Source organism: Curtobacterium sp. BRD11 (genome assembly GCF_031844345.1).
GTDB lineage: Bacteria > Actinomycetota > Actinomycetes > Actinomycetales > Microbacteriaceae > Curtobacterium.
The window spans coordinates 306,552-319,489 of the sequence record NZ_JAUZUZ010000001.1; the positions used below are offsets into that span (position 1 = coordinate 306,552).

Sequence of the window (12,938 nt, forward strand, 5' to 3'; positions counted from 1 at the left end):
CCGCGCCGTCCGGGGCGCCGGTAGGCCTCTGGTCGATCAGGTCAGCAGCAGGTTTGCCATCGCGCTGTCTTCCCCAGTGAAGAAGAGCCTCTAGGTCCACCGAACACCCCTCAAAGCAAGCACCCTCAGTCCAGTGGCTGAGGGTGCTTGTATTGAGGGGACTTACGAAAAGATCGGGCATGCTCGAGGATCTACGCGTACCTGTCGTTAGTCGCCGTCCGGATCAGCGCCTACGACCTCACCTACGACGTGCAGTAACAGCAGCGGCAACTCCAAAACCGAGGCCAGCTAGACCGACCAGCATTCCTCCGTTGTAAATCAATCCTGCAGCGAAGTTAACGCCCCCACCGGGAGGACTCAGTATGGTCCATACAGAGCCGATTGCAGTTGCAACGAAACCGACCGCAAGAAGAACGATTGCAGCAACGACTACCCCTGGCATTCTCATCAGTTATTACGTCCGTTTCCCTTATAGAAGGCCCAGCCAGCGCCACGAACAGCGGTGTAGTAGCCACCAGCGACACCAGCACAAGAGTTTCGCGTAGCACCCTTGGGGTAAGCCTTGTTGCAAGCATACGTAAGGTTACCGAGGAACGCGACGTCGCAGGTCAGGCGGTTAATCTTCTTCTTATTGCCATAGCAGATGTCGTGGGCGTCGCAAGCGGGCCTGAACTTCGCCTTACCCCACGTGTCGGGCGAATAGCTACAACCGTTGGGTGCAGCGAAAGTGGTCATCTCCCCACTCGCGGTCGGCTCGGGGTCGGTGGCGTCAGGAACGTCCTCCCCCTCGTTCGCGACTCGGAACGACCAATCTGCGGTCTGAATATCGCCTCGTTCGTCCCATGCGGTGGCAGCCGAAACTTTCGCCTTCCATGAGTAGGAGTGCCCTCGGGGAAGGTCGTAAAGGCCGAGCGGGACGTTACCAGTAGTGGTCGCCTGCGTGACGCCGGTTGTCAGGTCGCGGAGCTCATAAGCGATCGCAGCATCGCCAGGTAGGAGCCCTGACTGGGGAAGCGGGTAAAGGGAAACCACTTCCGGGTTCACCACTGCCCCGTTCGCAAGACTTGGCTGTAATGCCTCGTTCTGCCACTGACCAACCCCAAATTCGTAGGCCACGGAGGGCGCCAACCCCGTGCTGCTGGACAGTTCTGCACGCAGCTTCACTAGCCCAGACAAGGGTGGAGTCGTGAAGGTGAACGAGGACGTCGTAGTGTCATTCAGTGAATAAGACTCGAGCGGAAGGTCGTTCAGGTACACGTCGACCGTTTGCCCAGCCTCGACTGCAGCAGGCGCGCTTACAGTGCAAGACGCCGCAATATCATCGCTTCCCGTGGTAGCGGTCCATGTTCCAGCCCCGAACGGAGCGGCGCAAGTCAGACGAGGGGCTTGAGGATTGCTGTACCAGCCTTGGACGTCGAAAACGTAGTCGGTCGGGTCAGCGACACTGTTGATTGCGACCTTGCCGTTCGCGCCGAGCGGTACCGTAATGGTGTTCGTGCGGATCGTAGTCTCGTCGAAATTGATCGACGTCGTGTTCGGGCGGGTTGTGCCGTCTGCCCACACCGTCGCATTGCCGGCACCAGCGGTCGACTTCAGCGAGGTGAGCGAGAGGACAACGGCCTTGATACCAGAGCCCATGACGGGGACGCCTGCTTTGCCGGCGATCTGGATGGAACGGGTTTCGTTCTTTCCCATGACTGTGTTGCCGCTGGAGCGGGTGTCGTACGCACGGCCAGCACCGGGAGTGAAGACGGCGCCTCCCTTCCCAGCGGCGGTGAAGTAACCCTGGGTGTCGACGACGAGGTCGGTGGTGCTGTTGTTGTTGTAGATGGTGATCTTGCCGTCAGCGGAGAGCTTGACCTGCGCCTGCATCGAGGTCGGCACGTTGCCGGCGTAGTTGAAGGAGTTCGACGGACGGGTGTCGCCCGTGGCGTACGGGGTGAGGTACCCGACGGAGGCGGTGCGGTTGACGGCGATCATGTTGATGATCGCGCCGGAAGCACCCTTCGGGATGCCGCCGCGTCCGGAGACCTGCAGGTCGACACGCTCGCCGGCGCCGATGGTCTGCTGTGGGAAGCCGAGCCCGGAGCGGGTGTCAGCGATGCGCGAGCCGTTCAGCGGGACGAAGCCGCCGGCGGCAGTACCGTCGTCGCTGGCGGTGTAGTAGCCCTGCACGTCGAGGATGAGCCGGATGCTGGTCTCGGCCTGCACCTGAATCGTGCCGTCGGGATTCACCGCGAGGACAGCGGAGAACGAGGTGTTTTGCTCGCTCTCACCACCGTAGATACCCATGAGCGTCGTCTTCGCGGCTGCGTTCGGGCGCCCGTAGAGGATGCCCTGATGCGAGATGCTCGCCGCGGTCGCAACGACGGATACAGCTCCAACGGAACCGTCGTCCGGGACGCCGTTCTTGCCGGTCACCTGGACGGTGCGCCAGCCCTTGGCAGGCATCGGGGTGTCGAAGCCGCCGATGTTTCTCCCCGTGTCGAGGAAGCGTCCGGTTGCCGGGACGAATACGCCGCCGGTTCCGGTGTCGTTGAGGGCTTGCGCTGGCGTTGCGACCAGCAGCGAGCCAAGGATTGCGAGCGCGCTCAGGGTTGCGGCAGCGATGCTGCGCTTCCTCTGGCGCGGCCTGTGCAGCAGCGTGCGCACGAGACCCCCTAGGTCAGCTGACAGCACGGGTTGCCGTCAGTTCGCGAAGGCTAGAAGAAGTCTGAATACCGGCACAGGTCCCCCGAAGAGGGGCTCGCCAGAAAAATCCCAGTTCAGAGGTAATAGTTCCGGAATGGGCTGAGCGTTCTCTCAGTCTATGTCAACCTGCGAGCTGATGATCCCAGCCAGTCGGCTAGCGCCAAATGGCTAGCGCCGAACAGCTGTCCAGTTGGAGCTCTGGGCTGATCGAACGCAAGAGAGGGTGGGGCATTCTCACGCAAGTCAGCGTGAACAGCCACAACGCCGCGACGCGCCGGGGGGCCGCAGGGTCCGTTTTGGGTCCTAAAACGATGCGCAGGAAGGGCACATCAAGGGCGTAGCGACGCGAACGCTACGATGCTCCACACCAGCCAGAACCGCGGAACGACGCGGATCAAGGGCACAAGGACGCGCACCATCGCAAGGCCTGACCCGGTACCAGTGGGTTCCAGATTCAAGACCCACGAGCCCGCAAGGAGTGACGACCCATCGTGTCCGGGTCACAGCCGGCGGGTTCGACAACATTGATGTTGAAGTAAGCGCCGAAGCCGATGCCGGCGATCGAGCCTCTCTTCCACGCGAGACCTAGGCTCTTCTCATGATCAACGCCGCATACGCGCTGTACGACATCTTCCTTGAGTGGCGCGAGGCGGCCGCAGCCGGCGTGGTCGCAAATGACGCCCGAGGCTGGAACGCTGACCCGATGGTTGCGACTACAAAGATGCTCGAGACCAGCGCTCTGCTCACGGCTATCGATCGTGCGCTCAGCGAGATGGAGGCGGACGGTCTCAACGTCTACGTCTCGAGGGAGTCGTTCCCGCAATGGGGCCGCATGGCGGCCAATGCGGGGACCACTTGGGGTCAGCAGTCCGACCCTGGCGCGGCATTCCCTTCAGCAGCGCTGGGGCAGCTGCAGATGCTGGGCACCCTCATTGAAGCGACCAAGGGGAGGATCGCGCCGGGCGGACTCGACCGGCTCAGTGCCGTCGTCGACGAAGCGATTGGCCTCCTTGAGGAAGACCAGACCATCAGCGCGGAGCTTCGCTACTACTTGGTGAAGCTGGTGCGCGAGATTCGCGATGCGATGGAGGATGAGACGCTCGCTGGGGGCTTCGACTATGCGAGCGCTGCTGAGCGGCTCTGGGTTGCCATGCAGGCTGCAGCCGGACAGGCGGACGAGGAGCGTAGTCCCCGATGGCGGGACGCCGCGGCCAAGCTGATTGTCCCTGCGGTCACGGGTGCCATCACACACGCGGCCACTCTCGGCTATGACGGTGTCGCAGCGGCGCTCGGACAGCTCGGCCAGTAGTTCCGAGGTGGGCGCCTGTCGTCTCGGCCGGAAGCATCAGCAGCTGCTCGGCGGCGGACCTTTACGTGCACGGCGCGACACACGTTAGCGGTTTGCCGCGGGGGGGGGGAGTACGCCGTGCTCGCGCCGCCTGCCGAGCGTCGCCAGGCAGCCGCCGTTTCATTGGGCGGCGATATCGGCGGCCGAGGCGGTAGCGGTGCGTGTCGTCGGCGTAGGGGAGGCCGGCGCCACGGCGGGGAACTCGAGGACGACCGGCACAAGCTGCCGGTGTGCTGCCGGTGACCACGCGCAGCCGGGTGCTTTTGTTCGCAGTTGTCCGCAAGCTACTTCCGCGCCATCACTGGGAAGCGCTGCGTATCGCTGCGGACGTTTGCGCGGTCCGCCACGTTTACACCGTGGATGTCGTCGGTTCGATCCCGGCAGGGCCCACGCAGTCGCTCAGCGACGCGCGCGCAGGGTCTCGCTCGGCAGCTCCCCGAACCGCTTCGCGTAGGCGGAGGAGAACCGCCCGGCGTGTGCGAACCCCCACCGTCGTGCGGTGTCCGCCACGGTCGTCTCGCCCACCGAGTGGTACCGGAGCTCCGTCCGGATCCGGTCGAAGCGGATCCCGCGGAGCATCGAGTTCGGTGACATCCCGACCTGCCGCTGGAAGCCCTGCTGGAGCCCGCGGACACTGAGTCCGACGTGTTCGGCGACGTCGGTCGTGGTGATCGGGACGTCGGCGTTGGCGTGCATGTACTCGATCGCCTGCTGCACCCGGCCCCGTGCGCCGACGGGCACCGGCGCGGCCGGCGCGAGGGTCGTGTGCGGGAAGGTCCGGAGCATCGCCAGCGCGGTGCGCCGGGTGGCCTCGGCCATCGCGAGCGGGGACAGCGGCGTGGCACCGAGGACGACCTGCGCGGAGGCCCGCAGCTCGGCGTTCCACGTCCGGACGTCCTCCCGTCGGGGCAGCGCGGCGTGGTCGAACACGAGCGGCGCCGGCTCCGTGCCGTGCAGCTCGGCGGCGGTGCGCTCGAGCGTGCGGCGGTCGAACTGCACCACGTTCTGCCGGACGTCGGCGAGGTCGAAGCGGTACGGGCGCTCGCTCGGGAACACGATCGGGCGTCCGGGCGCGAGCGCCACCTCGTCGCGGTCGATGTCCAGCAGTCCGCCGCCGTCGCTGACCCACGTCACGAAGTAGTGGCTCGTCGCGTCGACCTCGCCGGCCATCCGACCGTCGAAGCGCTTCGAGTCCAGCGACATCCCCTCGCCACCGACCGATCGGAACCGGTAGCCGAAGTCCCGCTCGGTCCGCTCGGGCAGGAACCCGGCGGCACCGTACGCCGACTCGAACACCGCTCGGGCCGCGTCGAGGTCGTCGCCGGACGCCTCGACGACGTGACGGACGTCGGGTTCGGCGGTGGTCATGATCCGATGCTGACACGTCCGGCTGAGCCTCGCGCGCGCGTCGTGGTCAGGACAGCGCCTCGAGCGGGTTCTGCGCGAGCTTCCGGACGACACCGCCGTCGACCAGGCGCCGCGCTGCGGTGTCGGGCTTGCGAGCGGCCTGGTCGACGACGCACGCGCCGAACTCCGCAGCCAGCGCGCCGCGGGGGTGCCGTGCGAGCACCTCGCGCAGGTACGACTCCGGCAGCAGCTCGGCCCCCGCGCCGGAGACGTCGAGCCCGGTCGCGCGTTCGAGCAGGTGCCCCTCGAGGTCGAGGTGGACGTCGACGCCCGGCCAGTTGTGCCGCACGATCACGTCGAGCACGCGCTGCTGCCGCTCGACGGCCCAACCCGCCCCGGTCGTCAGGGCGACGGCGACGTGCCCACCGGCGTGCTCGTAGGACACCGTGTGGTTGTCGAACTCGGTCACGGTGCCGATGTCGTGCAGGACGGCCGCGACCCACAGCAGTTCGTGGTCGACGCCGTCGAGCCCGTCGAGCGCCGCGAAGCCCGCTGCCCAGTACCAGGACCGGACGGCGTGCGCCGTGATCGCCGTCGACTGGTAGCGCGTGGCGAGCGACGCAGCCGCTCGGGCGGCCGGGGTCTCCGGGACGGGGAAGTCGTCGATGCGCACCCCCGGATCATGGCATGCTCACCGCTCGGACCGGTGACGCGGCGGACGGGAGGCACGGTGCCGGCCGGCCACGTGCCTCAGGACCGGCGCGGCGTCGGACGCGCGACGTGGCGCTGATCCGCCACGCGCCTCCCGTCCGGTGCGCTGCCGGCCCTGCCGGTGGGGCCGAGGTCCCAGGACGACAGCTCGTGCTCGCCGACCACGAGCGTGTACGGTCCCGGCGCGTCGGTACGACCATACGGGTGGGGGAGTTCCGAGCGGAAACGCTCAGACATCGCTCGTCGGCAGCGCGGTCGCGTCCGACGGCCCGCCCTCGGGAGGCGTCACGGCCGCGTCGACCGGGTCCTCGACCAGCCGGACGGTCACGCTGATGAGGTCCGCCGTCGCGGCCGTGTCGGCGTCGAGCAGGTCGCGGACCCGTTCACCCACCGCGCGGAGGGTGTCCGCGGCGGGACGGCCGCCGTCGACGCTGATGCCGGTGACGACGTGCACGCGACCGCCGCGTCGGTCCACGTCGACCAGGACGTCGGGGTCGTGCAGACGGAGCGGTACGGGCACCACCGCGTCGACCACGGTCTCGGCCGCGGCGGCGACGGGGCGGGGCGGGTAGACCCCGGTGACCCCGGGGACGTGTCGGATGCCGGCCGTCACCGTGCGTGAGATCGCTTCGTCGTCCATGGTCGCGCTCCTCGCTGCTGGTGGGTCGTCTCGCCGCCGGTCGGGCAGGTCGTGGTCAGGCGGTGGTCGTCAGGGCAGGTAGACGTCGTCGAAGTGGACGTCGACGGCCTCGACGCGCAGCTCGGTGTGCCGTTCGACGGCCTCGGCGACGGTGACCCGCAGGCGCTCGGCAGTCTCCAGGGCCGACCCGCCGTACACGAGCCCGGCAGTCACGTCGATGCTGACCGCGGCTCCGGGCTCCTCCACGTCGCCCCGCAGCACGCAGCGGCCCATCACGACGCCGCCCATCGTGTCACCGGCGCGGCGCACGAGTCCGCGCACGGCCGCCTCGGTGACCGCCAGGCGCAGGCGCGGATCGGGGTGGGCGACCGGGACGTCGCGACCGGGCCGCACCTCGGCGCGGATCGCCCCGAGCAAGCGGTCGACCCAGGCGGTCTCCCGGTCGGGCTCGGCACCGGCGCGCTGCTCGAGCGCGCCGAGCGAGAGCTCGCGCAGGCGCTGCATGTTCGTCATCGCGAGTCGGCAGACCGCCGAGCCCTCGATGGACGGGTCGATCGGGTCCCGACCGCGGTCGAGGTAGTCCGCGATCTCCTCGATCGTGTGGCCGTCGAGGTCGTCGTCGGGCAGGGGGAGGTCGTCGGTCGTCATCGCCATCCCTCCATCTCCGCGGCGAGGAACCGTCGCGCCCGTGCGAGCAGGCCCCGCACCGTCGACGTCGGGAGCTCGAGTTCCTCGGCGATCTGCTGGTAGCTGTACCCGGCGGTCTCCCGGAGCAGCCAGCACCGACGCTGGTCGATCGGCATCCGGTCCAGAGCAGCCCACATCGCGTCGAGCTGCATGCGCGTCTCGACGGTACGCTCCGGGGCCTGCGACGGGTCGGCCGCCTCGTCGTGGTCGTCCAGGTCGTCGTGGTGACGTCGACGCCGGAGACGGTCGAGGGCCCGGCGGGTGACGATCTGCATGATCCAGGGGCGGAACCGCTCGGCGTCCTCGAGGTCCGCGAGCTTCCGCCACCCCGTCAGGAAGGCCTCCTGCACGACGTCGTCGGACTCGACGTTGGAGCCGAGCACCTGCTCCGCGTAGACGCGCATCAGCGGTCCGTGCCGGCGGGCGAGCACCTCGAAGGCCAGCACGTCGCCGTCGGCCGCGCGGGCGACGAGCGTCGCGTCGGACGCGTGCTGCAGCGCGGTGCCGTCGCTCATCCCCGCCTTCCGTCCGACTCGGGCTGCCGGTCGGTGGACCGGTCTCCACCGAGCATGCACCGGCAGCGCGGGGAGTGCCCGCGTGGTGTCGGGTGCGTCAGTTCGTGACGGATCCGCTGCTCGTGACGTCCCACTGGTGAGATGCACGACGACACCACCACGACCCCCCTGCCCGCTGTCGAACCGGAGCCGACCGACGACGCGACCACGGACCCGCTCGGCGACAGGACGCCGCAGCGTCCGCTCCGCCACGCAGCGCCGCAGCGGCCCGTCGCCGGCGCGGTGCGCACGGCACGGACGCTCTGCATGAGCGTGTTCGACCGGTGGCGGTGCGGGCTGGAGGACGGGCACGGGGGACTGCACACCGCGACCGAGGTCGGGGCCACCACGTCCTGGAACGACGCCGTCGCCGGCCGCATGCTCCGGGAGCTCTGAGCGGAGGAACGCACGACGCTCACTCGGCGGAGAAGAAGTCGCGGTACGCGGGGTCGGCCGGGACGTTCTCCAGCAGCCGGGTGTGCACGAGGGACGCGATCTCGTCCGGGTGACGCAGCCCACGCCGGTGCCACTCGCCCGGTTCCTCGTGCAGGTCGGAGAGTCTCGATCGCACCCGTTGCACCTCCCGCGTCGTCCCGCCGGCCGTCCTCGCCGTCGGGTCTGCGCGAGCGGGGTGCCGCCCGGTCGGACGGCTCCGTCCACACTGCACGCGCTCCGGGGCACCCGGCGGGTCCGGTCGTGTTCCGGACGCGGACGGGCGGACCATCCGGTTCGCGCGCTCGTGCTGCGTCCCGTGGCGCGCGCTCAGCTCCGCGGTACCGGGCGCAACCGCGGCACCCAGCACCGGACGGCTGCGGCGTAGCGGCGGAAGTCGTCACCGAACCGCTGCTCCAGGTCGCGCTCCTCGAGCGGGCGCACGACGCAGTTCCACACGACGGAGCCCGCGACCGCGTAGACGAGCACCGTCCAGGACGCCGCGACGAGCCCCACCGCAGCGCCCTGGGTCAGCCCGGCGAGGGCCATCGGGTTCCGCACCACCCGGTAGGGGCCGGCGACCACGAGCCGGTTGGGCATCGCCGACGGCAAGGGGGTTCCGCCGCCACGCGTCGACATCGACACCGCCGAGGCGAGGCCGAGCAGGCTCGCCAGCACGAAGACGACGAGACCGGTCCCGCTGACCACCTGCACGACGGCGTCGGGCAGCGGGGGACGGAGCCGCCACCGGGTCTCGGCGGCGGCGATCAGCAGCGGGAGGACGCCGAGGAAGAGCCCCCAGAACACGACGATCTGCACCGCGGTCCCGAGGAGGTGCCGGACGGGTCCCGCGTCCGGGTCGGCGGTCCGGAAGCGCAGCGGACCCGACGTGACGAGTTCGGTCGGCACCCGCCCGAGCAGCACGTGGCACAGCGCGAGGACGGAGCCGACGGTCGCTGCGGTCATCGCGACGACACCCCAGCCCGCCTCACGGGTGACCGTCGCCCAGGCGGCCGTCCCGAGCAGCACGAGCACCGTCCACCCCGTGGCGACGACGGCGGACCAGCGGAGGCCCGCGGCGGCCAGTGCCGAGGCGACGACGAACAGCGGGACGTCGAGTGCGGCGACCGGCACGGGGTCGAGCGAGCCGAGCGTCGCGGTCCGGACGATCGGCACGGTGGGGACCAGCAGCCACCAGACGGCGCCGCCCGACGCCTGCAGCGCGAACCACCACCGACCCCACGACACAGCTGCAACCTAGCAGCGCCGCGCCGACGTGACGGCGTCTCGCCGTGACCGGCGGCGTCCGGCATGACCACGAACGGACGGGAGGCGCGGTGCCAGCCGGCACCGCGCCTCCCGTCCGTCAGCGCGCAGCGAACGCGCTCAGCGCTGTCCGTTGATCTGGCCGAGCCAGCGTCCGAACGTCTGCTCCTGCTGGTCGTCGTGCAGGGCGTGCAGGGTGCTGGTCGGCAGGCAGTGACGCTCGGTGTCGACGCTGTTCCCCTTGTGGAGGTCGAGGGTCATGGTGTGCTCCTTCGCGTGGTGTGTGGATGGTTCGACGTCGGTGGGTGCGCGGGCATTCCCGCTCGGGGAGCAGCGTGTCCGCTCCACGAGCCGAGGCGGTCCGGGGTCAGGGCGTGACCATGCCCCCGTTGACGTTGAGGGTCTCGCCGGCCACGAAGCTCGACTCCTGCGACGCGAGGAACACGTACGCCGGCGCGAGCTCGGCGGGCTGGGCCGCGCGGCCCATCGGCGACTCGCTGCTGCCGAACTCGGGCAGCGACTCCGGGTCGACGCCGCCGCTCGGCTGCAGGACGGTCCAGGTCGGACCCGGGGCGACGATGTTGACCCGGATGCCGCGCTCGACGAGCAGCTGCGACAACCCCTTGGAGAAGTTGTTGATCGCGCCCTTCGACGCCGCGTAGTCGAGGCGGTCCGGCGCGGGCTGGTAGGCCTCCATGGACGCGGTCGTCGTGACCGTCGACCCCGGCTGCAGATGCGGCAGGGCTGCCTTCACCAGGCGGAAGAGCCCGAACACGTTGACGTCGAACGTCGCCTCGAACTGGTCGTCGGTGATGTCGAGCAGGTCGGGCTGCCACCGCTGCTTGCCGGCGACGCTGACCAGCGCGTCGATGCCCCCGAGCTCGGCGACGGCGCGCTCGACGAGCTGCCCCGCGTAGGCCTTGTCGCGCAGGTCACCGGGGACCGCGACCGCCTTCCGCCCGGCCGCCTCGATCTGCTCGATCACGTGGTCGGCGTCGGACTGCTCCTCGGGCAGGTAGGCCAGGACGACGTCGGCCCCCTCGCGCGCGAAGGCGATCGCCACGGCGGCGCCGATGCCCGAGTCAGCTCCGGTGATGAGGGCCTTCCGGCCCTCGAGGCGCCCCGTGCCCCGGTAGCTGGACTCGCCGAGGTCGGGGACGGGGGTCATCTGCGACTGCAGGCCTGGCTCGTCCTGGGTCTGCGGCTCCGGAGAGACGTCGGGGTAGCGGCTGCGCGGGTCGCCGAAGGCGTACTGGTCGCTCGGTGCGGTGGTCATCGTGTCGCCTCCAGTTCGACCTTGACCCAGCCGGGCTCGCGGCGGTCGAAGGCCTCGTACGCGGCGATCGCGTCGCCGATGGGTTCGTGCTCGGTGATCAGCGCGGTCGGGTCGAACTGCCCCGATGCCACCAGGTCGATGAGCGGCGGGGTGACCGAGTGGTGGTCGCAGTTGCCCATCCGGATCGTCAGGTTCTTGTTCATCGCCTCGCCGATCGGGTACGACTGTGCGGTCGGACCGTAGACGCCGATGATGCCGATGCGGCCGTACTTCGCGACCGACGCGACCGCCCACTGTGCGACCTGCGACGGGCCGTCACCGGGCTTCCACTGCTGCTGCTCGCCGAAGCCGTCCGGCGAGGCGTCTGGCGCGACCTGCTGCACCTCGGCGTCGAACTGCTGGGCCTGTTCGTCGGACACCGCTGCGGGGCCCTGCTTCGGGCGCTCCGCGTCGACGCCGACGGCGTCGATCACGGCGTCCGCGCCGATGCCGTTCGTCAGGTCCATGATCGCCTGCACCGGGTCCTCGCGGTTGTAGTCGACGACCTCGCAGTGCTGCGCGAGCGCCGCGGCGAGCCGGGTCTCCTCGCCGTCGACGACGATCACGCGGGCTGCGCCGAGCTTGTAGGCGGAGGCGGCGGCGAACTGGCCGACGATGCCGGCGCCGAACACGACCACGACGTCGCCGCGGGTGACCCCGGCGAGCTCGGCGCCGAACCAGCCGGTCGGGAAGATGTCGGAGAGCAGGATCGCCTGCTCGTCACTCACGTTCTCGGGCAGCGGGTGCATCGTGTTGCGGGCGTACGGCACGCGCACGTACTCCGCCTGCAGACCGTTCACCGGCCCGGTCGACTGCGGGCCGCCGAAGAAGCTCGTGCCGGCCTGCGGGCCGTTCGGGTTCGCGACGTCGCACTGCGCGGTCTTGCCCATCCGGCAGTACCGGCATGCGCCGCACGAGATCGTCGAGTTGATGACGACGCGGTCCCCGGCGCTGAACCCGCGGACGGCGTCACCGACCTGGGTGACGACGCCGACGGCCTCGTGCCCGAGGATGGTGCCCTCCTCCATCGGTGCCATGGTGCCGCGGACGAAGTGCAGGTCCGTGCCGCAGATCGCACTGCGGGTGATCCGGACGATCGCATCCTCCGGGTGCTGGATGGTGGGCTCCGGGACCTCGTCGAGACGGATGTCCCCGATGCCGTGCCAGACCACTGCGCGCATGTTGCTCTCGCTTCCTGTCGTGGGGGTGTTCGGGGGACACACAACCCGACCAGTGCTGGACGGACGCGGAGCGGCGTCCGATCAGCGCACCGGAACGGGGGACACGCAGCGCTGCGTGGACACCCAGGCCCGGCGCGTTCGCTGGCCGCCATGAGCGACGACCAGCACGACGAGAAGCAGACGCGCGACGACTTCGCCGACGCGGTGAACATGACCGCGTCGGAGCTGAAGGAGTGGCTCGACACGGACGAGTCGAAGGAGGTCGGACAGAAGTCCGACGGCGGCGGCGAGTCCACCGGTCACGAGAGCGGGCGGCACATCGTCCGCATCCTCGAGAAGAAGCAGGGCGACTACACCGAGGACGACTACGCCCACATGCGGAAGGTCGTCGGCTACGTGGCGCGGCACTCGAAGCAGGAGCCGAAGGGTGACTCCCACGACTCGCGGTGGCGGTACTCGCTCATGAACTGGGGCCACGACCCGGAGAAGTAGGCCGCGGCGACCCGGGCCCGTCGCGCCGGTCGGGCAGAATGGGGCCGTGGACGACTCCGGCATGCCCCGCTTCCGCCGCATCTGGTCGACGATCCAGGTCGGCGTCCTCGCCGCGGCCGTGGTGTTCTGCGTCGTGATGCTCGTCATCGGCCAGGGCAAGCTCGACCGCGTCTACGCGGTCGCCGCGGTGTTCTTCGGCCTGGCGCTGGTCGGCCACGCGACGTACCTCTGGTTGCTGGCACGCGCGAGGCGCTGAGCACTGGACGGACGGGAG

General features: G+C 69.5%; 15 protein-coding genes and 1 tRNA gene. 5 read left to right on the forward strand and 11 right to left on the reverse strand.

What is annotated here, in order from left to right; translation table 11 throughout:
* Positions 1 to 447: 447 nt before the first annotated feature.
* Entirely contained in the window at positions 448 to 2,652 is a 2,205-nt protein-coding gene (locus Q9R28_RS01345; protein ID WP_066653949.1) for a phospholipase A2, read from the reverse strand.
* Between the two features lie 637 nt (positions 2,653 to 3,289).
* On the opposite strand from Q9R28_RS01345, the gene Q9R28_RS01350 reads away from it, so the two are divergent.
* Together Q9R28_RS01350 and Q9R28_RS01355 are read left to right on the forward strand one after the other, a co-directional pair.
* Positions 3,290 to 4,000: a hypothetical protein gene (locus tag Q9R28_RS01350; protein WP_311205326.1), complete on the forward strand. Its 711-nt coding sequence runs from the start codon at positions 3,290 to 3,292 to the stop codon at positions 3,998 to 4,000.
* A gap of 342 nt (positions 4,001 to 4,342) precedes the next feature.
* Positions 4,343 to 4,429, forward strand: a tRNA-Val gene (locus Q9R28_RS01355).
* A gap of 9 nt (positions 4,430 to 4,438) precedes the next feature.
* Here the strand turns inward: Q9R28_RS01355 and Q9R28_RS01360 are convergent.
* From Q9R28_RS01360 to Q9R28_RS01380, 5 genes are all read right to left on the reverse strand, one after another.
* Positions 4,439 to 5,407, reverse strand: coding sequence for an AraC family transcriptional regulator (locus tag Q9R28_RS01360; RefSeq protein WP_066653953.1), 969 nt, complete (start codon positions 5,405 to 5,407; stop codon positions 4,439 to 4,441).
* Positions 5,408 to 5,453: 46 nt separating this feature from the next.
* On the reverse strand, positions 5,454 to 6,059 hold the full coding sequence (locus Q9R28_RS01365) for an HD domain-containing protein (RefSeq protein ID WP_311205327.1): 606 nt from the start codon (positions 6,057 to 6,059) through the stop codon (positions 5,454 to 5,456).
* A gap of 267 nt (positions 6,060 to 6,326) precedes the next feature.
* Complete coding sequence (locus Q9R28_RS01370) at positions 6,327 to 6,737, reverse strand: hypothetical protein (RefSeq protein WP_311205328.1); 411 nt, start codon at positions 6,735 to 6,737, stop codon at positions 6,327 to 6,329.
* A 69-nt stretch (positions 6,738 to 6,806) separates the two neighbouring features.
* Complete coding sequence (locus tag Q9R28_RS01375) at positions 6,807 to 7,385, reverse strand: Asp23/Gls24 family envelope stress response protein (RefSeq protein ID WP_209682929.1); 579 nt, start codon at positions 7,383 to 7,385, stop codon at positions 6,807 to 6,809.
* The gene (locus Q9R28_RS01380) at positions 7,382 to 7,939 is read right to left on the reverse strand and encodes an RNA polymerase sigma factor (protein WP_066653961.1); all 558 of its coding nucleotides are present in this window, start codon (positions 7,937 to 7,939) and stop codon (positions 7,382 to 7,384) included. Before Q9R28_RS01380 ends, Q9R28_RS01375 begins: the two co-directional genes overlap by 4 nt.
* A gap of 141 nt (positions 7,940 to 8,080) precedes the next feature.
* On the opposite strand from Q9R28_RS01380, the gene Q9R28_RS01385 reads away from it, so the two are divergent.
* Positions 8,081 to 8,374 carry a hypothetical protein gene (locus Q9R28_RS01385; protein ID WP_209682927.1) on the forward strand — a complete coding sequence of 98 codons (294 nt, stop codon included), beginning with the start codon at positions 8,081 to 8,083 and terminating at the stop codon, positions 8,372 to 8,374.
* A 19-nt stretch (positions 8,375 to 8,393) separates the two neighbouring features.
* On the opposite strand, the gene Q9R28_RS01390 is transcribed toward Q9R28_RS01385, so the two are convergent.
* The 5 genes from Q9R28_RS01390 to Q9R28_RS01410 form a co-directional block, all read right to left on the reverse strand.
* Entirely contained in the window at positions 8,394 to 8,549 is a 156-nt protein-coding gene (locus Q9R28_RS01390; RefSeq protein WP_158407747.1) for a hypothetical protein, read from the reverse strand.
* A gap of 191 nt (positions 8,550 to 8,740) precedes the next feature.
* Positions 8,741 to 9,658, reverse strand: coding sequence for an isoprenylcysteine carboxylmethyltransferase family protein (locus Q9R28_RS01395; protein WP_066653968.1), 918 nt, complete (start codon positions 9,656 to 9,658; stop codon positions 8,741 to 8,743).
* 138 nt (positions 9,659 to 9,796) lie between these two features.
* The gene (locus Q9R28_RS01400) at positions 9,797 to 9,937 is read right to left on the reverse strand and encodes a hypothetical protein (protein ID WP_158407748.1); all 141 of its coding nucleotides are present in this window, start codon (positions 9,935 to 9,937) and stop codon (positions 9,797 to 9,799) included.
* Between the two features lie 106 nt (positions 9,938 to 10,043).
* Positions 10,044 to 10,952 carry an SDR family oxidoreductase gene (locus tag Q9R28_RS01405; RefSeq protein WP_066653970.1) on the reverse strand — a complete coding sequence of 303 codons (909 nt, stop codon included), beginning with the start codon at positions 10,950 to 10,952 and terminating at the stop codon, positions 10,044 to 10,046.
* Complete coding sequence (locus tag Q9R28_RS01410) at positions 10,949 to 12,172, reverse strand: zinc-dependent alcohol dehydrogenase (protein WP_209682923.1); 1,224 nt, start codon at positions 12,170 to 12,172, stop codon at positions 10,949 to 10,951. Before Q9R28_RS01410 ends, Q9R28_RS01405 begins: the two co-directional genes overlap by 4 nt.
* A 150-nt stretch (positions 12,173 to 12,322) precedes the next feature.
* Here Q9R28_RS01410 and Q9R28_RS01415 point away from each other — a divergent pair, with 150 nt between their 5' ends.
* Both Q9R28_RS01415 and Q9R28_RS01420 read left to right on the forward strand, forming a co-directional pair.
* On the forward strand, positions 12,323 to 12,664 hold the full coding sequence (locus Q9R28_RS01415; RefSeq protein ID WP_311205329.1) for a DUF3140 domain-containing protein: 342 nt from the start codon (positions 12,323 to 12,325) through the stop codon (positions 12,662 to 12,664).
* Between the two features lie 46 nt (positions 12,665 to 12,710).
* Positions 12,711 to 12,920: a hypothetical protein gene (locus tag Q9R28_RS01420; protein WP_058729470.1), complete on the forward strand. Its 210-nt coding sequence runs from the start codon at positions 12,711 to 12,713 to the stop codon at positions 12,918 to 12,920.
* The last annotated feature ends 18 nt before the right edge of the window (positions 12,921 to 12,938 follow it).